At 69.7% G+C, this 20,105-nt stretch carries 19 protein-coding genes and 1 tRNA gene; 9 read left to right on the forward strand and 11 right to left on the reverse strand.

Features of this window, described 5'->3' with window-relative positions:
- The first annotated feature begins 263 nt into the window (after positions 1 to 263).
- On the forward strand, positions 264 to 1,382 hold the full coding sequence (locus tag KF892_17495; protein ID MBX3626818.1) for a 3-deoxy-7-phosphoheptulonate synthase: 1,119 nt from the start codon (positions 264 to 266) through the stop codon (positions 1,380 to 1,382).
- A gap of 13 nt (positions 1,383 to 1,395) precedes the next feature.
- Here KF892_17495 and KF892_17500 read toward each other — a convergent pair whose 3' ends face one another.
- From KF892_17500 to KF892_17540, 9 genes are all read right to left on the reverse strand, one after another.
- Positions 1,396 to 1,971 carry a cob(I)yrinic acid a,c-diamide adenosyltransferase gene (locus tag KF892_17500; protein ID MBX3626819.1) on the reverse strand — a complete coding sequence of 192 codons (576 nt, stop codon included), beginning with the start codon at positions 1,969 to 1,971 and terminating at the stop codon, positions 1,396 to 1,398.
- 2 nt (positions 1,972 to 1,973) lie between these two features.
- A complete protein-coding gene (locus KF892_17505) occupies positions 1,974 to 2,543 on the reverse strand; it encodes a DUF805 domain-containing protein (protein MBX3626820.1) in 570 nt (189 codons plus the stop codon).
- A gap of 75 nt (positions 2,544 to 2,618) precedes the next feature.
- Entirely contained in the window at positions 2,619 to 3,986 is a 1,368-nt protein-coding gene (locus tag KF892_17510; GenBank protein ID MBX3626821.1) for a DUF58 domain-containing protein, read from the reverse strand.
- A gap of 16 nt (positions 3,987 to 4,002) precedes the next feature.
- The gene (locus KF892_17515; protein MBX3626822.1) at positions 4,003 to 4,995 is read right to left on the reverse strand and encodes a MoxR family ATPase; all 993 of its coding nucleotides are present in this window, start codon (positions 4,993 to 4,995) and stop codon (positions 4,003 to 4,005) included.
- A gap of 8 nt (positions 4,996 to 5,003) precedes the next feature.
- The gene (locus tag KF892_17520; protein MBX3626823.1) at positions 5,004 to 6,299 is read right to left on the reverse strand and encodes a DUF4350 domain-containing protein; all 1,296 of its coding nucleotides are present in this window, start codon (positions 6,297 to 6,299) and stop codon (positions 5,004 to 5,006) included.
- The gene (locus tag KF892_17525; GenBank protein MBX3626824.1) at positions 6,296 to 7,027 is read right to left on the reverse strand and encodes a DUF4129 domain-containing protein; all 732 of its coding nucleotides are present in this window, start codon (positions 7,025 to 7,027) and stop codon (positions 6,296 to 6,298) included. The genes KF892_17520 and KF892_17525 overlap by 4 nt, the downstream gene beginning before the upstream one ends.
- Before the next feature lie 13 nt (positions 7,028 to 7,040).
- The gene (locus tag KF892_17530; protein ID MBX3626825.1) at positions 7,041 to 7,778 is read right to left on the reverse strand and encodes a hypothetical protein; all 738 of its coding nucleotides are present in this window, start codon (positions 7,776 to 7,778) and stop codon (positions 7,041 to 7,043) included.
- A complete protein-coding gene (locus KF892_17535; GenBank protein ID MBX3626826.1) occupies positions 7,768 to 8,811 on the reverse strand; it encodes a stage II sporulation protein M in 1,044 nt (347 codons plus the stop codon). Before KF892_17535 ends, KF892_17530 begins: the two co-directional genes overlap by 11 nt.
- Positions 8,808 to 9,521, reverse strand: a complete 714-nt coding sequence (locus tag KF892_17540; protein ID MBX3626827.1) for an RDD family protein — start codon at positions 9,519 to 9,521, stop codon at positions 8,808 to 8,810. The genes KF892_17535 and KF892_17540 overlap by 4 nt, the downstream gene beginning before the upstream one ends.
- A 137-nt stretch (positions 9,522 to 9,658) precedes the next feature.
- Here KF892_17540 and KF892_17545 point away from each other — a divergent pair, with 137 nt between their 5' ends.
- The 7 genes from KF892_17545 (at position 9,659) to KF892_17575 (ending at position 17,101) form a co-directional block, all read left to right on the forward strand.
- Complete coding sequence (locus KF892_17545) at positions 9,659 to 11,077, forward strand: FAD-binding protein (protein MBX3626828.1); 1,419 nt, start codon at positions 9,659 to 9,661, stop codon at positions 11,075 to 11,077.
- 32 nt (positions 11,078 to 11,109) lie between these two features.
- Positions 11,110 to 12,426 (forward strand): 16S rRNA (cytosine(967)-C(5))-methyltransferase RsmB, encoded by a 1,317-nt coding sequence (gene rsmB / locus KF892_17550; GenBank protein ID MBX3626829.1) that lies wholly within the window; start codon positions 11,110 to 11,112, stop codon positions 12,424 to 12,426.
- 56 nt (positions 12,427 to 12,482) lie between these two features.
- Complete coding sequence (locus tag KF892_17555) at positions 12,483 to 13,058, forward strand: DUF4390 domain-containing protein (protein MBX3626830.1); 576 nt, start codon at positions 12,483 to 12,485, stop codon at positions 13,056 to 13,058.
- A 107-nt stretch (positions 13,059 to 13,165) separates the two neighbouring features.
- On the forward strand, positions 13,166 to 15,466 hold the full coding sequence (locus KF892_17560) for a PAS-domain containing protein (GenBank protein MBX3626831.1): 2,301 nt from the start codon (positions 13,166 to 13,168) through the stop codon (positions 15,464 to 15,466).
- Between the two features lie 6 nt (positions 15,467 to 15,472).
- The gene (locus KF892_17565) at positions 15,473 to 16,180 is read left to right on the forward strand and encodes a response regulator (GenBank protein ID MBX3626832.1); all 708 of its coding nucleotides are present in this window, start codon (positions 15,473 to 15,475) and stop codon (positions 16,178 to 16,180) included.
- Positions 16,181 to 16,217: 37 nt separating this feature from the next.
- A tRNA-Phe gene (locus tag KF892_17570) sits at positions 16,218 to 16,293 on the forward strand.
- Positions 16,294 to 16,456: 163 nt separating this feature from the next.
- On the forward strand, positions 16,457 to 17,101 hold the full coding sequence (locus KF892_17575; GenBank protein MBX3626833.1) for a glutathione S-transferase family protein: 645 nt from the start codon (positions 16,457 to 16,459) through the stop codon (positions 17,099 to 17,101).
- Between the two features lie 10 nt (positions 17,102 to 17,111).
- Here KF892_17575 and KF892_17580 read toward each other — a convergent pair whose 3' ends face one another.
- Together KF892_17580 and KF892_17585 are read right to left on the reverse strand one after the other, a co-directional pair.
- Positions 17,112 to 17,585, reverse strand: coding sequence for a response regulator transcription factor (locus KF892_17580; GenBank protein ID MBX3626834.1), 474 nt, complete (start codon positions 17,583 to 17,585; stop codon positions 17,112 to 17,114).
- Positions 17,586 to 17,601: 16 nt separating this feature from the next.
- Positions 17,602 to 18,108 carry a pyridoxamine 5'-phosphate oxidase family protein gene (locus tag KF892_17585; GenBank protein MBX3626835.1) on the reverse strand — a complete coding sequence of 169 codons (507 nt, stop codon included), beginning with the start codon at positions 18,106 to 18,108 and terminating at the stop codon, positions 17,602 to 17,604.
- 140 nt (positions 18,109 to 18,248) lie between these two features.
- Here KF892_17585 and KF892_17590 point away from each other — a divergent pair, with 140 nt between their 5' ends.
- Complete coding sequence (locus KF892_17590) at positions 18,249 to 19,973, forward strand: Kef family K(+) transporter (protein ID MBX3626836.1); 1,725 nt, start codon at positions 18,249 to 18,251, stop codon at positions 19,971 to 19,973.
- Positions 19,974 to 20,105: the final 132 nt, after the last annotated feature.

Below are 20,105 nucleotides of genomic sequence, written 5' to 3' on the forward strand. Positions count from 1 at the left end.
CGTTACTGCTCGCTCACCTGCTTGACGCGGCGCAAGTCGTTGAAAACTGCGCGCTTGACGGATCGGGTGAGCCCCGTGCTACATTGCGGCTCATGCGTTTCGCCAGCTTTTTCTTTGCCTACTTTTGGTTCTCGCACCGCACCGGCGGAGGAGAGGCAAGCGCGTAGGTCAAAGCCAAACGCAACCGCTCACCAAACCGCCGGAGACTCCGGCGGTTTTTTTTTGCCCCAGCCACACAGCCACCACGAACGAGGAGAACTCGAATGAACGCCAAGTCCAGCAGCGCCGCGGAGGGTTGGTATGCGCCCGTCGACAAGACCGGCCAAACCGACGATGAAAGGATCAAGGACGTGATGCCCCTGCCCCCTCCCGAGCACCTGGTGCGCTTCTTCCCCATTCGTGGCACTGCCGCCGAAACGCTGATCGCCGAGACGCGCCAGCGTGTGCGCAACATCATGTCGGGCAAGGACGACCGCCTGCTCGTCATCATCGGGCCCTGCTCCATCCATGACCCGGCCGCCGCCGTCGACTACGCCCGCCGCCTGAAGGAGCAGCGTGAGAAGTACGCCGACACGCTCGAAGTCGTGATGCGTGTCTACTTCGAAAAGCCGCGCACCACCGTCGGCTGGAAGGGTCTGATCAACGACCCCTACCTCGACGAGAGCTACCGCATCGACGAAGGCCTGCGCATCGCGCGCCAGCTGCTGACCGAGATCAACCGCCTGGGCGTGCCCGCCGGCAGCGAGTTCCTCGACGTGATCTCGCCGCAGTACATCGGTGACCTCATCAGCTGGGGCGCCATCGGCGCGCGCACCACCGAAAGCCAGGTCCACCGCGAGCTGGCCTCGGGCATCTCGGCGCCGATCGGCTTCAAGAACGGCACCGACGGCAACATCCGCATCGCGACAGACGCCATCCAGGCCGCGGCCCGCCCGCACCACTTCCTGTCGGTGCACAAGAACGGCCAGGTCGCCATCGTCGAGACCAAGGGCAACAAGGACTGCCACGTGATCCTGCGCGGCGGCAAGACGCCCAACTACGACGCGGCGAGCGTCGAGGCCGCCTGCAAGGACCTCGAAGCGGCCAAGCTCCCCGGCACGCTGATGGTCGACTGCTCGCATGCCAACAGCAGCAAGCAGCACGAGCGCCAGATCGACGTCGCGAAAGACATCGCCTCGCAGATCGCGCACGGCTCGCGCCGCATCTTCGGCGTGATGGTCGAGAGCCACCTCAAGGCCGGCGCGCAGAAGTTCAGCGCGGGCAAGGACGACCCGTCGAAGCTCGCCTACGGCCAGAGCATCACCGATGCCTGCATCGGCTGGGACGATTCGCTCGAAGTGCTGAACGTGTTGAGCGGCGCCGTCAAAGCGCGCCGCGGTTGAAAGAAGAGAGCGTCTACTCGGAGTCGCGGGCCAAGCGCTGGCTCTTCCAGTAGACGTTGTCCCCGCCCAACCCATCCAGGTTGGCGCGGTTGAGCACGCGGGCCAGCACGAAGAGCAGGTCGCTCAGGCGATTGAGGTACTGGCGCGGCTCGGGGCGTATCGCCTCGCTCGCGGCCAGCGTGACCACCGAGCGCTCGGCGCGCCGCGCCACCGTGCGGCACACGTGCGCGATGGCCGCGCTGCGCGTGCCGGCCGGGAGGATGAATTCCTTCAGGCGCGGCAGCGTGGCGTTGTAGTGCGCCAGTGCCTCGTCGAGCCGCAGCACCGCCTCCGCTTTCAAGAGCTCGTAGCCCGGGATCGACATCTCGCCCCCCAGGTTGAAGAGCTCGTGCTGAATCACCACCAGCAACTCGCGCACGTCGTCGGGCAGCGGCTCGGCGAGCAGCACACCGATGTGCGAGTTGAGCTCATCGACGTCACCGAGCGCGGCGATGCGCCCGTGGCTCTTGGGCACCCGCGTGCCGTCGCCGAGGCCGGTGGTGCCGTCGTCGCCGGTGCGGGTGGCGATCTGCGAGAGGCGGTTGGCCATGCTTACTGCTGCTGGCCGGCCGGTGCGGCCTGTTGCTGCATCCGCTGCTGCGCGGCCTTCGCGCGCTCGGTGTAGTCCTGGTAGGCCGGCAGCGCGATGGCGGCGAGGATGCCCACCACCATGCCGACCACCGGGAAGCCGAGGCCCAGCACCTTCACGCTGGTCGGATTCGGCGGCGGCGGGTTGCCGAAGCGGTTGGCGCCGGGCGTGCCGGCCTTGAAGAGCCAGATCAGCGCCGCCAGCGGAATGAACGCCAGCAGCACGCTCCAGCCGCTCCAGTCCATGTCGTGCGAGCGCTGGATGAGCAGCAGCACGGTCAGCACGATGTAGGCGACGTAGGCCACCACCGCGACGGCGACACCCGCGAACATCGAGCCGGTGGCGATCAGGAGCCCCATCACGCCGAGTGCGGCGTAGAGCGCGAGGGTCGCCACGCTGATGTAGGCGAGGTAGCGCAGCCGCCCCAGGCGACCACTGGCCGACCAGGCCTTGGGGGTGGAGTAGCCGGTGGTGGCCGGGGCGACGTCGGCGACTTCGGCGAGCGGTGGGTTGAATGGGTTGACGGCTGACATGGGATCTCCCTCCTTGATGTGTGATTGGATGCACCGCGAGGCGCGGTGCCGGCGCATCGTAGCCAGCGCGCGCGGCTACAGCAACCCGGCGCGCTTGACCGCGTGGTAGCGGTTGACGAGCGCCACCGCCAGCGCATCGGGCTCCACGTCGACCGACAGCGCATCGTGCCCGGTCGTGCGGGCAAACGCATCGCCGCGCGCTTGGGTGAAGAGGTGAGCGGTGGCCACTTCGATGGCGTGCTGGTCGGCCACGATCGGCTGGGTGGCCAGCTCGCGCAACACCCGCTCGCGCAGGCTGGCCACCAGCACGAGGTGGCGGCTGCGCAGCAGCTTGAGCGCGGGCGTCAGCTCGGCCGCGTCTTCGTCGCGGAAGTTGGTGAGCATGATGACCAGCGCCCGCTTGGGCTGCACCTTGAGCAGCTCTTCGGCGGCGGCCAGGTAATCGGAATGGGTGGCGCTCGGCTCCACGTCGTAGAGCCGCGCCATCAGCGCGTTGAGCGTGGCGCTGCCCTTGCGCGGCGCGAAGCGGCGGCCCTGGCCGGGCGCGTGGCCGAAGGTGACGGCGCCCACTTCGTCGCCTTCCTTCAGCGCCACGTAGCTCAGCAGCATGAGCGCATTGAGCGCCTGGTCGAAGTGGCTGCCGTCGCGGCTGCGGTGCTCGGGCGACGCGCCTTCGTCGGCCCGCATGCGCCGGCCGCAGTCGAGCAGGAAGATCACGCGCTGGTCGCGCTCGTCCTGGAACTCGCGCACGATGGGCTTGCCGTGCCGCATGGTGGCCTTCCAGTCGATGTGGCGGATCGGGTCGCCGGGGCGGTAGTCGGCCAGTTGCTTGAAGTCCGTTCCCATGCCGCGCTTGGGATAGGTCTTGATGCCGATGCTCGCGAGGCGCCGGTCACCGGCCAGCCAGGCGTAGCGCGCGACGGCGGCGAAGTTGGGGTAGACGTGCAGGCGCTGCGCTTCGCCCACGGTGCGCAGCAGCTCGAAGCTGCCGCCGCGCGAGCGCAGGCGCAGCTGGGTGGCGCCCAGGCGCACCGGGCCGCGCCGCTGTGGCGTCACGCTGTACTGCAGCTCGAGTTTCTTCTTCGCCGGCAGGCTCACCTGCTGTGGCAGGCCGTCGAAGGTGAGCTGCGGGTCGACCTCGTCGAACACCGCTACCTTCCAGTGCAGCGCGCTGTCATTCACCAGCGTGAGCTTGAGCACGCGCGGCACGCCGAGCGCCAGCGCGTCGGGCAGCGCGCGCACCGTGCGCAGGGGCGTGCGACGCCAGGCGCGCAGCGTGAGCACGAGGTCGCCCACCACCCACAGCGCTGCCGCCGCCGCGAGCGCCGCACCGGCGAGGCTCACCGCGGCGAGCGGGGCGCCGAGCAGCAAGGCCGCCGCACCCACGATCGCGGCGCTGGCCAAGGCCAGCACCGACACGCGGCTGGGGATCAGGGCGAGCATGCGTGTCCAGCCAGGGTCAAAGACGCGGCGCCTCGACGCTGTCGAGCACACCTTCCAGCAGCTCGCCCACGCTGCGCCCTTCGAGCTGCGCGTCCGGGGCTAGCAGCACCCGGTGGCGCAGGGCCGGCAGGGCGTGCAGCTTGATGTCGTCGGGCGTCACGAAGTCGCGGCTCTGCATCAGCGCCGTGGCACGCGCTGCGCGCACCAGCGCGATGGCCGCCCGCGGGCCGGCGCCGGTGGCCAGGCCCGGCCAGCTGCGGGTGGCGCGCACGAGGCGCACCGCGTAGTCGATCACCTTGTCGTCGGCGCGGATGAACGCGACCATGCGCTGCAGCGTGAGCACCGAGCGCTCGTCGACCCGCGCCGCCACGCCTTCGAGTGGGAACTGGTCGCCCGTCTGCTGCTCGGTGGTGCGCTTCACGATGGCGGTTTCTTCGTCATGCGGCGGGTAGCCGATGTCGATCTTGAAGAGGAAGCGGTCGAGCTGCGCCTCGGGCAGCGGGTAGGTGCCTTCGGTGTCGATCGGGTTCTGCGTGGCCAGCACCATGAAGGGCCGCGGCAGCGCATGCGTCTGGCCTTCGAGCGTGACCTGGTACTCCTGCATCACCTCGAGCAGCGAGGCCTGCGTCTTGGCCGGCGCGCGGTTGATTTCGTCGGCCAGCAGCAGGTTGGTGAACACCGGCCCGCGGTGCACACGCAGCGTGCCGAGCGAATTTGCGTCACCACCGCGTGCATCGAGCACAGCATGGCCAGTGATGTCGGACGGCATCAGGTCGGGCGTGAACTGCACCCGCGCGTATTGCAGCGACATCGCCTTCGCGAGCGAGCGCACCAGCAGCGTCTTGCCAAGGCCCGGCACGCCTTCGATCAGCACATGGCCCGAGGCGACCAGCGCGACCAGGATCTGCCCGACCGCCTGCGACTGCCCGACCACCGCCTTGCCCACCTCGTTGCGCAGTTCGTTGAGCAGGCCAGCGGCGCGTTCGAGGTCCGTGGGTTTGAGTTGCATGGAGGTCCTCAGTCTTTCTTCGATGAGCGTGGAACGGGGGTCTTCTTCTGCACGAGCAGGCGGCGCGCGGTTTCGAGCAGTTCGAGCGTGGCGGGCAGGTCGTGGCGCTTGCGGGCGAGGCTCTTGTCGAGCGCGGAGGTGAGCGCGGCGGCGTCCTGGCCGGTGTGCTTGGCGATGGCGGCGGCGCGCTGGCCGCGGTCGAGCGTTTCGTAGAGGCGGATGTGGTTGCGTGCGGCGGCATCGAGCGCGCGGATCTGCGAGGCGAGCAGCGCGTCGGGCCCCTGCTTGCGCAGGAACTGCGCCGTGCCCGAGATCTGCTCGGCCATCGAACGGCGGCTGTGAGCGGCCGTGGCGGCGAGCGGCCCGAAGCGGCGCGCGCCGCGCCAGAGGGCGAAGACGAGCGCCGCCGCGGCGAAGAGCAGCACCGCGGCCGCCTCCTGCCACAGCCAGGCCAGGAGCGACGGGCGCGCTTCTTCGGTGACGAACCACACTACCGCGCCGGGCCGGGCCTGCAGCGCGGCCACGGTGGCCAGTCCGTTGTCGGACTGCAGCACCCGTTCGTTGTCGAGCAGGCCCATCGGCTTGATGACGGTCACCGTGCCGCGGCCCTTGGCCACGCGCAGCAGCAGCGGGCCGTCGCGCCCGTCGATAGACCACAGTGCCGGCCCCACCGGCTCCATCTTCCAGCCCGAGTAGACGAAGCCGCAGAGCTTGTAGTGGCGGGCGCTGCCGGGGTAGTGCGGCGCGACGGACTCGGGCTCGGCGGTGTCGTGGCAGGGCATCTTGAGCCGCTGCAGCACGGCCTTCTGGATCGGCTCGGCGGTCTCTTCTTCGCTGTCGTCGCGGTCATCGTCGTCGTCGGTGGCGTCAGCGTCCTCATCGTCTGGCGCGTCTTCGTCCCGCTTCTTGCGCCGCGGCGGCTCCAGCGGCTTCACCGGCAGCCAGCCCTTGAGCTGCTTCTGGTTGAGGTTATCGCTGAAGATCACGAGGTGCCCGCCGCCTTCGACCCACTGCCGCAGGCGCTGCGCGCGCTCGGGGAAGATGTCCCAGTGCCACGAGGTCAGCAGCAGCGTGGCACCCGCGGGCGGCAGTTGCGACAGGTTCGACGGCTTCGCCACCGTGGCGCCCACGCGGCGCAGCAGCTCCTGCGCCGCGTAGTGGCGGTTGCGAGCGGCCTCGCCGCGTGGCGGTGTGGGCACTTCGACCTCGGCCCATTCGGTGCACGAGGCCAGCCAGGCGACGAGGCCCAGCAGCATGGCTGCCATCACCGCGCGCAAAGCCCAGGTGCGCTGGTTCTCGCTCATGCGGGACCCCCGCGCAGCTGTACGTCAAACTCGCGGCACAAGGTGATCACGCTCTCGTTGTCGGGCAGCCGCGCGCCATAGACGGCCAGCTGCCACGCCTGCACCAGCCGTCCGAAATAGGCGCTGCGCTCGGGGGCGAGGCGGCGCGCGGCGAGCGCCAGGCACTCGCCTTCGGTGCTGGCCGCGCGGATGGGCACCTGGTGCTGGTGCACGAGCCGCGACAAGGCCCCGCGGTACAGCAGCGACAGCGCGGCGCGGTGCTCGCCCTTTTGCCACAGCGCCGCCGCCGCTTCGCCGATGCGCTCGGGCAGGCTCTCCGGGCGGATGTCGAGGTCGCGCACGTGGCTCGGCAGCGGCCCGGCGCTGCTGCCCTTCACCGCCCCGGCACGCACGCGCATCCAGTGCCGCAAGCCCACCAGCAGCAGCGCCACCAGCACCGCCGCCACCACCCACACCGCCACCCGACCGGCTTCGGTCATCCAGCGGGCGAAGTCGCGCAGCCAGGCCCAGGTGCCGTCGTTCTTCGCGTCGGGTGGCTTCTTCTTCGCGTCGCCGCGGTCCTTGAAGCGCAGGGTCTTTTCCTTGCGCTTGCCGGCGAGGTTGGGGTCTTGCCGCAGCGTGTCGACCTCACGCTTCACCTGCTCGCGCGTGACGGGCTGGGCCGGGGCCGAAGCCGCCTCGGGGGCGGCCTGCGCTTGGCCGTTCAGCAAGGCCAGGCTCACGAGCAGCGCGGCGGCGGCCTCAGAACGCACGGCGAAACTCCTGCTCGATGTCCCACGCTTCGAGCTGCACGCGCCGGTTGAGGTACATCGCAAAGCCGGCCCCCACGTAGAACGGCTCCAGCAGCAGCACGATGCCCGCGTAGACGCTCGCGGTGCACAGCGAGGCGAGCACCTCGCTGCCTTCGCCGCGGCCGACGAGCCAGTCGAAGATGTCGCCGCGCATCTGCTCGGGCGCGAACCACAGCGCCAGCGCGAGCGCGCCGAAAGTGAGCGAGGCCTCGATGTTGGCGAAGGCGAAGTGCATGCCCCCGGCCGCCCCTTGCTGCTGGCGCAGCAGCTGTTTGCGGCGCTGGCGCCGTGCCTTGCCGCGCTGGCCTTCGAGCTGGTAGATCGGCTGCGTGAAGGCGCGCCAGGGCGAGAAGCGGCGCCACAGCAGCGTGCTCAGCAGCTGCCCGCCCCACACGCTGCGTCGCTCGGCCCACAGGTCGGCGAAGCGGGTCTCCTGTCCGAAGACCGCGCGCGACAGCACGAAGAGGATGCTGCGGTCCATCCAGGGCTTGAACCAGAAGATGAGGAAGCTGGGCAACCACGGCGAGATCTCGACCGTGGCCAGCGCGAGGATCGCGAAGACGCCATACAGCGGCGCCCAGGTGCGCCAGATGGAGCGCGCGTTGGCCTGCACCAGGCGCACGCCGAGGTCGGTCGCCTCCCACATGGGGCGCGGCCGCAGCTCGACCGCGATCGCGTCAACCCGCATGCACGCTCCTCGCGGGTGACGGCGGCACGCGTGCCGGGCGGCCTTGCCAGCCGAGGTACGCGAAGACGAAGAGCCAGCACGCCCCACCCACGCCGTATTTCACTTCCGCCGGCACCCAGCGGGCCGACGACCAGAAGGCCTCGATCGCCGCCGCGATGACGAGCATGCCGATCACGCCGTAGACGATCACGATGGCCTCAGCCGCGGCCCGGCGCAGCGCTTCCAGCCGCGTGTGGCGGCCCGGTGCCAGCAGCGCGTGGCCCAGCTGCAGGCCGGCGGCACCGGCGAGCACGATGGCCGTGAGTTCGAAGGCGCCGTGCGTGACGACGAAGGACCAGAAGTTCTCCACGTGCCCGCGCCCCGTGAGGTAGCCCGCCACTGCCCCGAGGAAGACGCCGTTGAAGAGGATGAAGAAGACGCTGCCGATGCCCACGAAGAGGCCGCCCGCGAAACACTGGAAGCCGATGCCGATGTTGTGCATCACGTAGTAGCCGAACATCTGCCAGTCGGTCGAGGCGGTGCGGGTGCGGCCGAGCGCGCGCTCGCTGCCGCTGTACATCTGGTCGAACTCCTGCGCCTGCTCGGCGCTGGCGATGTGCAGGATGAACCCCGGGTCGAAGTAGCACGCGAGCCCCATCGCGACGGCCGGCACCAGGAAGAGCAGGGTGGCGGCGAGCAGGTACCAGCGCTGCTGCCGCACGGCCTGCGGGAAGTCGACCAGCACCAGCTGGCGCAGGCGCGCCACGCCGTAATCATGGCGGCGGTAGATGAGGCGGTGGGCACGCTGGGTGAGCGACTCCAGCCGCTGCGTGAGGTGGATCGGATACGCGCGTGCCTGCGACAGCGCGAGGTGCTCGCAAGCGCGGCGGTACAGCTCGGCGAGGCGGGCGCCATCGAGCGGCTTGGGTTTGCCGCCGGGCTTCTTGTCTTTGTCTTTCGTCTTGTCGCGCGGGCGTTTTTCGGCGCGGTCGAGGGCGTGCTCGAGTTCGTCCCACAGCGGGCCGTTCTGCGCTTCGAAGAGGCGGGGGGTCATGGGCGCTCTCCGGTGCGGCGCGGGTCGTGGCGGTTGCCCACCAGCCACTGCGCCACACCGAGCAGCCGGCCGGTGGCGTCGCCGCCCTGGCCGGGGGTGACCGAGCGGGCGAGCTGGGCCAGCTCGTCGAGCCGGGCTGGGGTGAGCCGCTTGGCCCGCCCGGCCCAGGCCACGATGGCGGCCTGCTCGCGTGGGGCGAGGGCACGGGCGGGCGCGGTGGCGGCGGCGTCGGGCAACTGGCCGTGCAGGGCCACCGTGTCGGCGTAGACCACGAGCGTGCCGGCGGCGAGGTCGCCCAGGCGCTTGAAGTCGCGGCGCAACAGCATCGTGAGCAGACCGCTCGCATAGAGGAAGGGGAAGAAATCGGCCGCGCGCAGCAGGTTGCGCGTGAGGGCGGCAGCGGGCGTGACGGGCAGGCCCGAGTCCATCACCACCTGCAAGCCGAACATGCGCTTGCCCGGCGTGGCGCCCGACCCCGTGAGCTCGAAGAACACCGGGTAGAACCACTCCAGCAGGAAGTAGCTCACCAGCAGCAGGCCCTGGCCCATGCCGCCGAGCGGGATGGCGGCGATCGACACCACCATGAAGAGACCAAAGCGCACGCCCAGGTCGACCATGTAGGCCAGCGCCCGGGCAGCGGCGCCGGCAGGGCGCAGCGACAGCGCAATGCCCTCGGGTGTTTCGGCGGTGTACAGCGTGTCGAGTGACACGGCCAGGTGCTCAGCAGACACGTCGCGTCAGCGCCTCCCCGCGCATGGCATTGGTGTGCGGGCGGATTCTAGGGGCCGCTTTTTGCCCGGAAGCGCAGAATCGCTGCATCCGCGATTCCTGTTGTTGGAGCCTGCCCGTGAACGCCCCGCTTCCCTCCCATGTGCTGCCCCCGATGGAACGCCGCCCGGTGCCGGCGGCGATGCACGAGGCCTTGAAGGCCCATTTCGGCGAGCGCTGCTCGGCGGCGCTCGCGGTGCGCGAGCAGCATGGCCGCGACGAGTCGCCGTTCGACGTGGCGCCGCCTGATCTGGTCGTCTACTGCGAGAGCACCGAGGAGGTCGCCTTCGTCGTGAAGCTGGCCGATGCGCATGCGGTGCCGGTCATTCCCTTCGGCGTGGGCTCCTCGCTCGAAGGGCATCTGCTGGCGGTGCAGGGCGGTGTGAGCATCGACCTCTCACGCATGCAGAAGATCGTGTCGCTCGAGCCCGATGACCTCACGGTCACGGTGCAGCCTGGCGTGACGCGCACCCAGCTCAACAACGAGATCCGCCACAGCGGCCTCTTCTTCCCCATCGACCCCGGCGCCGACGCGAGCCTGGGCGGCATGACGGCCACCCGCGCCAGCGGCACGAATGCCGTGCGCTACGGCACGATGCGTGAGAACGTGTTGGGCCTGACTGTTGTCACGCCGCAGGGCGAGGTGATCCGCACCGGCACGCGCGCGCGCAAGTCGAGCGCCGGCTACGACCTCACGCGCCTGATGGTCGGCAGCGAGGGCACGCTGGGCGTGATGACCGAGATCACGCTGCGCCTGTACCCGCTGCCCGAGGCGGTGCTGGCGGCGGTGTGCACCTTCCCGAGTGTCGACGCGGCGGTGCGCACCACGATCCAGATCATCCAGCTCGGTGTGCCCATTGCCCGCTGCGAGCTGCTCGATGCGAACACGGTGCGCGCCGTCAACCTGCGCGACAAGCTGGGCCTGACCGAAGCGCCGATGCTGCTGATGGAATTCCACGGCAGCGAGGCCGGCGTGGCCGAACAGTCGGCCACCGTGCAGGCGATCGCCGACGAGCTCGGCGGCCAGGGTTTCGAATGGGCGACGACACCGGAGGCGCGCACGCGGCTGTGGGCGGCGCGCCATCACGCCTACCTGTCGGCGCTGCAGACCAAGCCCGGTTGCCGCGCCGTGACCACCGACACCTGCGTGCCCATCTCGCGTCTCGCCGACTGCATCAATGAAAGCGTGGCCGAGGTCGAGGCGAGCGGCCTGTCGTACTTCCTCGTGGGGCACGTGGGCGACGGCAACTTCCACATGGGCTACCTCGTCGACCCGACGATTCCCGCCGAGCGGGATCTCGCCGAGCAGCTGAACCACCAACTCGTGCAACGTGCACTCAAGGTTGGCGGCACCTGCACCGGCGAGCACGGCGTGGGCCTGCACAAGCAGGGTTTCCTGGTGGAGGAAACGGGCGAGGGCGCCGTCTCGATGATGAGAACGCTCAAGCGTGCACTCGACCCGAAGAACATCATGAACCCTGGAAAGATCTTCAGTTAGCAGCGCGAGACCCGGCTCGTAGACTCGACCGGGTGAAGTCCCTCCCACTCTCCCAACTCATCACGCACACGGCCGACGCCGTGCAGGCCGTGCGTGCCGGCCGCTCGCTCAACGACGCACTGGCGCGTTGCCCCTTTGACGCCCGGCCCGGCGTGCAGGCGCTGTCGTTCGAAGTGCTGCGCCGCCTCGGTGCCGCGCAGGCGATCCGCGCCCGGCTGGCGCCCAAGACGCCGTCGCCGCCCGTCGACGCGCTGCTGCTGACCGCGCTGGCGCTGTTGTGGCCCGACGCGCAAGACGGCGCCCGCTACGAGCCCCACACGGTGGTCGACCAGGCGGTCGACGCGGCCAAGCGCCGTTCGCAGTCCAGCGCACCCTTCATCAACGCGGTGCTGCGGCGTTTCCTGCGCGAGCGCGACACGCTCGTGGTCGCCGCCGAGGCCGACCCGGTGGCGCACCACAACCACCCGCGCTGGTGGATCGACCGCCTGCGCGCCGACTGGCCCACGCAATGGCAAGCGGTGCTCGACGCCAACAACCATCACCCGCCGATGGCGCTGCGGGTCAACGCCCGCCACGGCAGCGTGGCCGCCTACCGCGAGCGCCTGCAACAGGCGGGCATCGCCTCGCAACCGGCCGGTGCGCACGGCCTGGTGCTCGCCTCGCCGGTGCCGGTGCAGCAACTGCCCGGTTTTGCCGAAGGCGACGTGTCGGTGCAAGACACCGCCGCCCAGCTGGCCGCGCCGCTCCTGATCGGCGAGGGCCTGCCGCCCGGCGCCCGTGTGCTCGACGCCTGCGCCGCCCCCGGCGGCAAGACCGCGCACCTGCTGGAGCTGGCCGACCTCGACGTGCTCGCGCTCGACGCCGACCCGGCCCGCCTGGAGCGGGTGCACGACACGCTGGCCCGCCTCGGCCTCCAGGCACGCAGCGTGGCCGCCGACGCCCGCCGCCCCGCCGACTGGTGGGACGGCACCCCGTTCGACGCCATCCTGCTCGACGCGCCCTGCAGCGCCTCGGGCATCGTGCGCCGCCACCCCGACGTGCGCTGGCTGCGCCGCGACAGCGACATCCCCGCCCTGGCCCGCACCCAGGGCGAGCTGCTCGACGCGCTGTGGCCGCTGCTCAAACCAGGTGGGCGCTTGCTTTACTGCACATGCTCGGTCTTCAAGGCCGAAGGCCAGCGGGTGATCGACGCTTTTTTGCAACGCCAAGGGCCCGGAGAAGCCACGCTGCAGCCCGCGGCGCCCGGCCACCTGCTGCCGCTGCCCGACAATTCGGGCAACGGCGCGGCGCCCGCTTCAGGTGCATCGCCAGACGGCTTTTTCTACGCTCTGCTGGCCAAAGCCTCCTGACCGAGGCTTCCTGACTTTTGCGCTGCGCACGACCTTCTTGCACCGTTTCTTCGCCGTTGCCTGCCTGGATCCGGTCGCTCGTCGGCTGGGTGCGCCATGCGGGCGGCGCGGTGCTGGCGGCGCTCGTCCTGAGCCTGGCCGTCGGTAGCGCCCACGCCGAGCCCGTCACCCTCGACAGCTTCGAGCTGACCCGCAGCGACGACGGCCTGGCGCTGAGCTTCTCGGCCCGCTTCGAACTCTCCAAGCCCATTGAAGAGGCGCTGCAGAAAGGCGTGCCGCTCTTCTTCGTGGCGCAGGCCGAGGTGTTCCGTGACCGCTGGTACTGGGCCGACAAACGCCTGGCGCAGGCCACGCGCACCTGGCGGCTGGCCTTCCAACCGCTCACGCGCAAGTACCGCGTCACCTATGGCGGCCTCAGCCAGCACTACGACAGCCTGCCCGACGCGCTGACCGCCGTCACCCGCAGCGTGAACTGGAAGCTCGTCGACGCGGCCCAGCTCGACGACGGCAAGCACTACGTCGAATTCAGCTACCAGCTCGACAACACGCAGCTGCCGCGCCCGATGCAGATCGGCATCGGCGGCCAGTCCGACTGGTCGTTCAAGGTCGAGCGCACCCGGCGCTTGAACTGATGACAGCCCCCACGTCGCCTCGCTCCTGCCCCCCGAGGGGGCGCCCAGCCGGCTTGGGGCGGCCCGGCGCCGGCTGGGTCCTCGCCTGACCGACACAGGCGCATGCGATGAAAAAAGCGACCCGCTGGGCCTGGATCATCTCCCTGGTCGCAGTGACGGGCGCCGGGCTGGTGCTGGTCTTCCTGCTCTCGCTCGCCACCAACAGCCGCGGCCTCTACGAGCGCCACTACGTGTGGCTGTTCTGGGTCAACGTGGTGGTGGCCTCGCTGCTCGTGCTCGTGATCGGCATCGCCGGGGTGCGGCTGATGGTGCGCGTGCGGCGCGGCAAGTTCGGCAGCCGCTTGCTGCTGCGGCTGGCGGCGGTGTTTGCGATGGTGGGCGTGGTGCCGGGCCTGTTGATCTACGTGGTGTCGTACCAGTTCGTCTCACGCAGCATCGAGAGCTGGTTCGACGTGAAGGTGGAAGGCGCGCTCGACGCCGGCCTGAGCCTCGGCCGCGGCACGCTCGATGCGCAGCTCAACGACCTCACCACCAAAACCCGGCTCGCCGCCGAGCGCCTGGCCGACACGCCCAACCCGGTGCCGCCGCTGGTGCTCGAGCGCCTGCGCGAGCAGCTCTTTGCGCAGGAGGTCACCTTGCTCGGCCCCAACGGGCAGGTGCTCGTCACCGCCGGCGGCCTGACCGGTGCGCTGGCGCCCGAGCGGCCCAGCCCGCTGCTGCTGCGGCAGGCGCGCAGTGCACGCATCACCGGCCAGCTCGAAGGGCTGGACGAAGACACCGCCGCGCAATCGGGCAGCGCACGCATCCGCACGCTGGCGCACATGCCGAGCAACAGCCTGGCGCTCGGCCCGCAAGACCGCTTCCTCATGGTCACGCAGCTGCTGCCGAGCGCGATGGTCACGCAGGCGCTGGCGGTGCAGGCGGCCTATCGCGAATACCAGCAGCGCGCGCTGGCGCGCGAAGGGCTGCGCCGCATGTACATCGGCACGCTCACGCTCACGCTGATCCTCGCGGTGTTTGGCGCGCTGCTGCTCGCGGTGACGCTCGGCAACCAGCTCGCCCGCCCGCTGCTCGTGCTCGCCGAAGGCGTGCGGCAGGTGGCGCGTGGCGACCTCACGCGCAAGCCGGTGTTCGCCTCGAAAGACGAGTTGAGCGGCCTCACCCGCTCGTTTGCCGACATGACCGAGCAGCTCTCGGAAGCGCGCTCGCTGGTGCAGCGCAGCCTGGCGCAACTCGAAGCCGCGCGCAGCAACCTGCAGACCATCCTCGACAACCTCACGGCGGGCGTGATCGTGTTCGACCGCGAGGGCCACATCGACACCGTGAACCCCGGCGCCACGCGCATCCTGCGCCAGCCGGTGTCGGCCTACCGGGGCCGCACGCTCGACGAAGTGCCGGGGCTGCAGGAATTCGCCGCCGCGGTGAGACAGCGCTTCGAGCAGCACCAGGACAGCCCCGAGGCCGGCGAGCGCGACCACTGGCAGGACGCCTTCGACCTGCAGGTGGTTGACCGGCGCGCCAACGAGAGAGGCGGCGAGCCAGACGGCGACAAGATCACCCTGCTCGTGCGCGGCGCGGCCATGCCCCATGCAGGCCGCCTGATGGTGTTCGACGACATCACCGAAGTGGTCTCCGCCCAGCGCGCCGAAGCCTGGAGCGAAGTCGCGCGCCGCCTCGCGCACGAGATCAAGAACCCGCTCACGCCCATCCAGCTCTCGGCCGAGCGGCTGCAGCACAAGCTCGAATCCAAGCTCGAAGGCCTCGACCAGGCCATGCTCGCGCGCTCGGTGGGCACCATCGTCAACCAGGTGCAGGCGATGAAGCAGCTCGTCAACGAGTTCCGCGACTACGCCCGCCTGCCCGCGGCCAAGCCCCAGGCGCTCGATCTGAACGCGCTGGCCTCCGAGGTGCTCACGCTCTACGCCACCGCGCAGGAAGCCGGGCGCCTCAAGGCCGAGCTGACCCCCGAGCTTCCACTGATCCTCGGCGACACCTCGCAGCTGCGCCAGGTCATCCACAACCTCGTGCAGAACGCGCTCGACGCCATCGCCGAGCGGCCCGACGGCTGCGTGCGCCTGCGCACCGAGATTGCCCGCACCGAGCAGGGCGAGCTGCGTGCGGTGCGCCTGCAGGTGCTCGACAACGGCCCGGGCTTCTCGGAGAAGGTGCTCAAGCGCGCCTTCGAGCCCTACGTCACCACCAAGACCCGCGGCACCGGCCTCGGCCTCGCGGTGGTGAAGAAGATCGCCGACGAACACGGCGCCCGCGTCCGCCTCGCCAACCTCACCTACACCGGCCCGGGTGGCGCCGAGGTGGCGGGCGCGCAAGTTTCGCTATCATTTTCGAAATTCGCGCCGGCCGACAGCGTCACCGCTGTTCCAGCACCCCCCGAGGCCCGAGCGCACTGAGGATTCATGGCCACCATTCTTGTTGTCGACGACGAACTGGGCATCCGCGCCCTGCTGTCCGAAATCCTGAGCGATGAAGGCCACAGCGTCGAGCTGGCCGAGAACGCGGCGCAGGCCCGGGCCATCCGCGAGCGGGTGCGCCCCGACCTCGTGCTGCTCGACATCTGGATGCCCGATGTCGATGGCATCACCCTCCTCAAGGAGTGGGGCGCGTCGTCCTTGCTGACGATGCCGGTGATCATGATGTCGGGCCACGGCACCATCGACACCGCCGTCGAGGCGACCAAGGTCGGCGCGATCGCCTTCCTCGAAAAACCCATCACGTTGCAGAAGCTGCTGCGTGCCGTCGAGCAGGCCCTGGCCAAGCCGGCTGCGCGGGCGGCTGGTGCCCACCACAACAACGCCCTGGCGCCTGCCCGCGTGGAGATCGGTATCTCGATCGACGGCGCGGCGTCCGGCGTGGCGCCGATGCTGCCGCCGGTGCCGCTCGTGCTCGGGCCGCAACCCGAGCAGCTCTTCGAGCTCGATCGCCCGCTGCGCGAGGCGCGCGATGCCTTCGAGAAGAGCTACTTCGAATTCCACCTGGCCAAGGAAAACGGCAGCATGACGCGCGTGGCCGAAAAGACCGGCCTGGAGCGCACGCACCTGTACCGCAAGCTCAAGCAGCTGGGGGTGGATCTCAGCCGCAACAAGCGCGGTGCCGGGGGCAACTGAGTCTGGCTATAATCGCCGGCTCGCTTCCAAGAATTACGGCCAAGTAGCTCAGTTGGTAGAGCAGCGGATTGAAAATCCGCGTGTCGGTGGTTCGATTCCGCCCTTGGCCACCAAACATCCCTAACGGGCACAAGCACTTAGCAGGTTCACTCTGCTAAGTGCTTTTTGTTTGGGCGCTCTGATGCGCCCTGTCGATTTGGCGGTGTGTGGATCGTCGTAGGGGAGAGCCTGCGCAGGCGCGTAGGCGGGCCCATCACCGATCCACTGGAAACTGCCATGACCTCCACGCTCTACTACTCGCGCAACCCGAACCCGCGGCTGGCCGTGGCTGTGGCCCGACACCTGGCGGCGCCGGTCGCCTTCGAGTGGGCCGCGCCGCTCGCACCTGGCCAGGCCGACCGGTTCCGGCCGCTGAACCCGTCGCTGCGCGTGCCCATCCTGGCCGAGGGTGCGGGTTCGCTGTGGGAGGCAGACGCCATCGCGTGCCGTCTCTCGCAGATGCAAGGCTCGGACTTCTGGCGCAGCGGCGTTGAGTTGCCCGACATGATCCGCTGGATCAGCTGGGCGCGCGATCACTTCATGCGGGCTTGCGACATCGTGCACTTCGAGCGCGGCACCAAGCAGCGCTACGGCCTCGGCCCGGTCGACGAGGTTGCGGTGGCCGAGGGCTTGTCGCTGTTCCACGAAAGCGCCGCCGTGCTGGAGGCGCAATTGAGCGGGCGCGAGTGGCTGCTGGCGAGTGGGCTCAGCTACGCAGACTTCCGCATGGCGGCGTTCCTCCCCTTCAACGACGTGGCCCGGCTGCCGCTGTCCGACCACCCGGCCGTGGAGAGGTGGCATCGTCGCCTCCTGTCCCTGCCGGCATGGGCCGACCCGTTTGTGGGCCTGAACGCGCCCGAGCTGCCGCCCTTGCCGGGCTGAACTCGCGAGGTCAGGCCAGCCCGGCAGTCGGGCTGGGGCTTGCACCCGGTGCGGTCTCGGTCGGCTCCGACACCGCTGGGGCGGTGGGGGTGTCATCGTGCACCTCGTCGTTGCTCGCCAGCCGGTTGCAGTACAGCAGCAGCTCGTCGATCTCGTTCGACTTGTCGAACACACAATCGGCGCCCAACTCGAGGCAGCGGTTGCGCATCTCAGGGGTGGCGTGGTTGCTGAACACCACCCACTTGGCCGGCTTGTAGACGCCGGCGCCGGCTTTCAGCACGCCGAGGCCGGAGCCGCCCTTGAGGTAGATGTCGACGATCACCAGGTCGCAGTCCTGGTGGCGGTGGTCGATCCAGTCGAGGGCGGTGAGTTCGTCCTCGGCCGTGCCGACCACTTTCACCGGCACGGACTCTTCCAGCAGCGCCACCAGACTCTCACGGATGACGGGGCTGTCTTCGACGATGTAGGTCTTGAGCGCGTGCATCGGCGGAGCTCCGTCTTCAGCGCATGCGCACTTCGCCGTGCGTGCCCAGGTCGTGCGGCGGGCGGCCGGTGAGGGCCGACTTCGCCATCGCGATCAGCTGCACCAGCTTGCTCGACTTCACGTCCCAGTAGTCGGCGTGGGTGATCTGCACCTGCACCAGCGCCAGGTCGGGGTCGGTGGGGCCCTGCGGGAACCAGGCCTCGTTCATCTTGTTCCACAGCTGCTCCTTCTTCGCCGGGTTGTCGACGATGCGAGCCACGCCCGAGACCGACACGTAGCGGTCGTCGCCCGGTTCGGCGTAGACCACGTTCACCTCGGGGTCGGCGCGCAGGTCGGCCACGGGCTCGCCGCTCGCCGACATGAAGAACCACAGGCTGCTGTCCTCGTCGACCTTGGTGTTCTGCGTGGTCATCGGACGCGAGTGCAGGTGGCCGTTGCGGTGGTGCGTGGTGAACATCGCGAACTTGATGTCCTTGATCAGGTCCCAGAGCTTCTCGCGGGAGGAGGTGTCTCGGTCGTCCATGGTGTGCTCCTGCTGTGTGGGGTGGTGGCCACTTTTCGTGTGGCCCATGCGACGATTGAAACAGTCGCCCCCTGTCGAAGCGATCAGCCGTGGACGCCTCCGCGTGTAGGAGCTGTCTGGTCTTCCGCCCGAAAGTGCCAATGCCCCACGACGTCAGCCTGATTTCCACCATCGCCGCCGGCTTCGGCCTCGCGCTCATCTTCGGTTTCATCGCCGCGCGGCTGAAGGTGCCGCCACTGGTGGGCTACCTGCTCGCCGGCATCGTGATCGGGCCGGGCACGCCGGGCTTCGTGGCCGATGTGGGCCTGGCCAGCCAGCTGGCCGAGATCGGCGTGATGCTGCTGATGCTGGGCGTGGGCCTGCACTTTTCGGTGGCCGACCTGATGGCGGTGCGGCGCATCGCCATCCCGGGCGCGGTGCTGCAGATCGCGGTGGCCACGGCGATGGGCCTGGCGGTGGCGTATGCCTGGGGCTTCGGCCTGGGTGGCGGCCTGGTGTTCGGCCTGTGCCTGTCGGTCGCGAGCACGGTCGTGCTGCTGCGGGCGCTGGAAGCGCGTGGCGTGCTCGAGTCGATGAACGGCCGCATCGCGGTTGGCTGGCTGGTGGTCGAAGACCTGGTGATGGTGCTGGTGCTGGTCCTGCTGCCGCCGCTCGCGCCGCTGCTCGGGGGGCAGGTGCCTGCCGGCCACGAAGCACCCGATGGCCAGGGCCTGTGGGCCACGCTCGGCATCACGATGGCCAAGGTGGCGGCCTTCATCGCGCTGATGCTGGTGGTGGGCCGGCGCGTCTTTCCCAAGCTCCTGTGGTGGGTTGCGCGCACCGGCTCACGCGAACTCTTCACCCTGTGCGTGGTGGCCGCGGCGGTGGGCGTGGCCTTCGCATCGGCCAAGCTCTTCGACGTGTCGTTCGCGCTCGGCGCCTTCTTCGCCGGGATGATGATGCGCGAGTCGGAGTTCAGCCACCGCGCGGCCGACGAATCGCTGCCCCTGCGCGATGCCTTCTCGGTGCTCTTCTTCGTCTCGGTGGGCATGCTCTTCAACCCGCAGGTGCTGCTCGACGAGCCGCTGCGCGTGCTGGTGGTCGTGGCCATCATCATGGTCGGCAAGACGCTCGCAGCCGTGGCCCTCGTGCTCGCCTTCCGCTACCCGATGAACAGCGCGCTCACCGTGGGGGCGAGCCTCGCGCAGATCGGCGAGTTCTCGTTCATCCTCGCCGGGCTCGGCATGGCGCTCGGCCTGATGCCGCAGGCCGGGCACAGCCTCATCCTCGCCGGCGCGTTGATTTCCATCGCGCTCAATGCCTTGCTCTTTCGCGCCATCGAGCCGGTGCAGAACTGGCTGCGCGAGCGCTCGCCGCTGGCGCGCCGGCTGGAGATGCGCGACGACCCGCTGGCCGAGCTGCCCACCTCCGTCCACCCGGCCTTCCTCAGCGGCCAGGTGGTGCTTGTCGGCTACGGTCGCGTGGGCCGGCGCATCGCGCAGCAGCTCGACGCGCACCGCGTGCGCTACGTGGTGGCCGAGCAGAACCGCGAGCGTGTCGAAGAGCTGCGTGAGCGCAACGTGCCCGCCGTCAGCGGCGACGCCACCGACCCGGGCGTGCTGATCCAGGCCCACATCGCGCAGGCCGGCATGCTCGTGATCGCCACGCCCGACGCCTTCGGTGCGCGCCAGATGATCCAGACCGCCAAGACGCTCAACCCTGCCATCGAAGTCGTGCTGCGCGCGCAGAACGACGACGAGGCCGCGCTCATCGCGCAGGAAGGCCTGGGCACCGTCTTCATCGGCGAACACGCCCTGGCCGCGACCATGGGTCACCATGTGTTGTCGCGCATGCAGCCCCCCGGCGCGCACCCCTCGGGGCACTGACAACCGGTAACAGCGACCGTCGCCCTTCCTGCTGCAATCGAGTCCGCCCTCCGCTGCGACGGAGGCGCGCCATCTCACTCGACCCCACAGGGAGGCCCATGCCGGCAGATCGTTGCACCACTTCTTCGGAGG

The organism is Rhizobacter sp. (genome assembly GCA_019635355.1).
In the GTDB taxonomy this organism is placed as follows: Bacteria; Pseudomonadota; Gammaproteobacteria; order Burkholderiales; family Burkholderiaceae_C; genus Rhizobacter.

Bases quoted from the DNA above. Each gene is read 5' to 3' on its own strand.
- KF892_17585 (MBX3626835.1), bottom strand. From the start codon at position 18,108: ATGGACGACCGAGACACCTCCTCCCGCGAGAAGCTCTGGGACCTGATC.
- KF892_17515 (MBX3626822.1), bottom strand. From the start codon at position 4,995: ATGCAACTCAAACCCACGGACCTCGAACGCGCCGCTGGCCTGCTCAAC.
- KF892_17520 (MBX3626823.1), bottom strand. From the start codon at position 6,299: ATGAGCGAGAACCAGCGCACCTGGGCTTTGCGCGCGGTGATGGCAGCC.
- KF892_17505 (MBX3626820.1), bottom strand. From the start codon at position 2,543: ATGTCAGCCGTCAACCCATTCAACCCACCGCTCGCCGAAGTCGCCGAC.
- KF892_17510 (MBX3626821.1), bottom strand. From the start codon at position 3,986: ATGCTCGCCCTGATCCCCAGCCGCGTGTCGGTGCTGGCCTTGGCCAGC.
- KF892_17560 (MBX3626831.1), top strand. From the start codon at position 13,166: ATGAAAAAAGCGACCCGCTGGGCCTGGATCATCTCCCTGGTCGCAGTG.
- KF892_17535 (MBX3626826.1), bottom strand. From the start codon at position 8,811: ATGACCCCCCGCCTCTTCGAAGCGCAGAACGGCCCGCTGTGGGACGAA.
- KF892_17530 (MBX3626825.1), bottom strand. From the start codon at position 7,778: ATGCGGGTTGACGCGATCGCGGTCGAGCTGCGGCCGCGCCCCATGTGG.
- KF892_17575 (MBX3626833.1), top strand. From the start codon at position 16,457: ATGACCTCCACGCTCTACTACTCGCGCAACCCGAACCCGCGGCTGGCC.
- KF892_17495 (MBX3626818.1), top strand. From the start codon at position 264: ATGAACGCCAAGTCCAGCAGCGCCGCGGAGGGTTGGTATGCGCCCGTC.
- KF892_17580 (MBX3626834.1), bottom strand. From the start codon at position 17,585: ATGCACGCGCTCAAGACCTACATCGTCGAAGACAGCCCCGTCATCCGT.
- KF892_17500 (MBX3626819.1), bottom strand. From the start codon at position 1,971: ATGGCCAACCGCCTCTCGCAGATCGCCACCCGCACCGGCGACGACGGC.
- KF892_17565 (MBX3626832.1), top strand. From the start codon at position 15,473: ATGGCCACCATTCTTGTTGTCGACGACGAACTGGGCATCCGCGCCCTG.
- KF892_17590 (MBX3626836.1), top strand. From the start codon at position 18,249: ATGCCCCACGACGTCAGCCTGATTTCCACCATCGCCGCCGGCTTCGGC.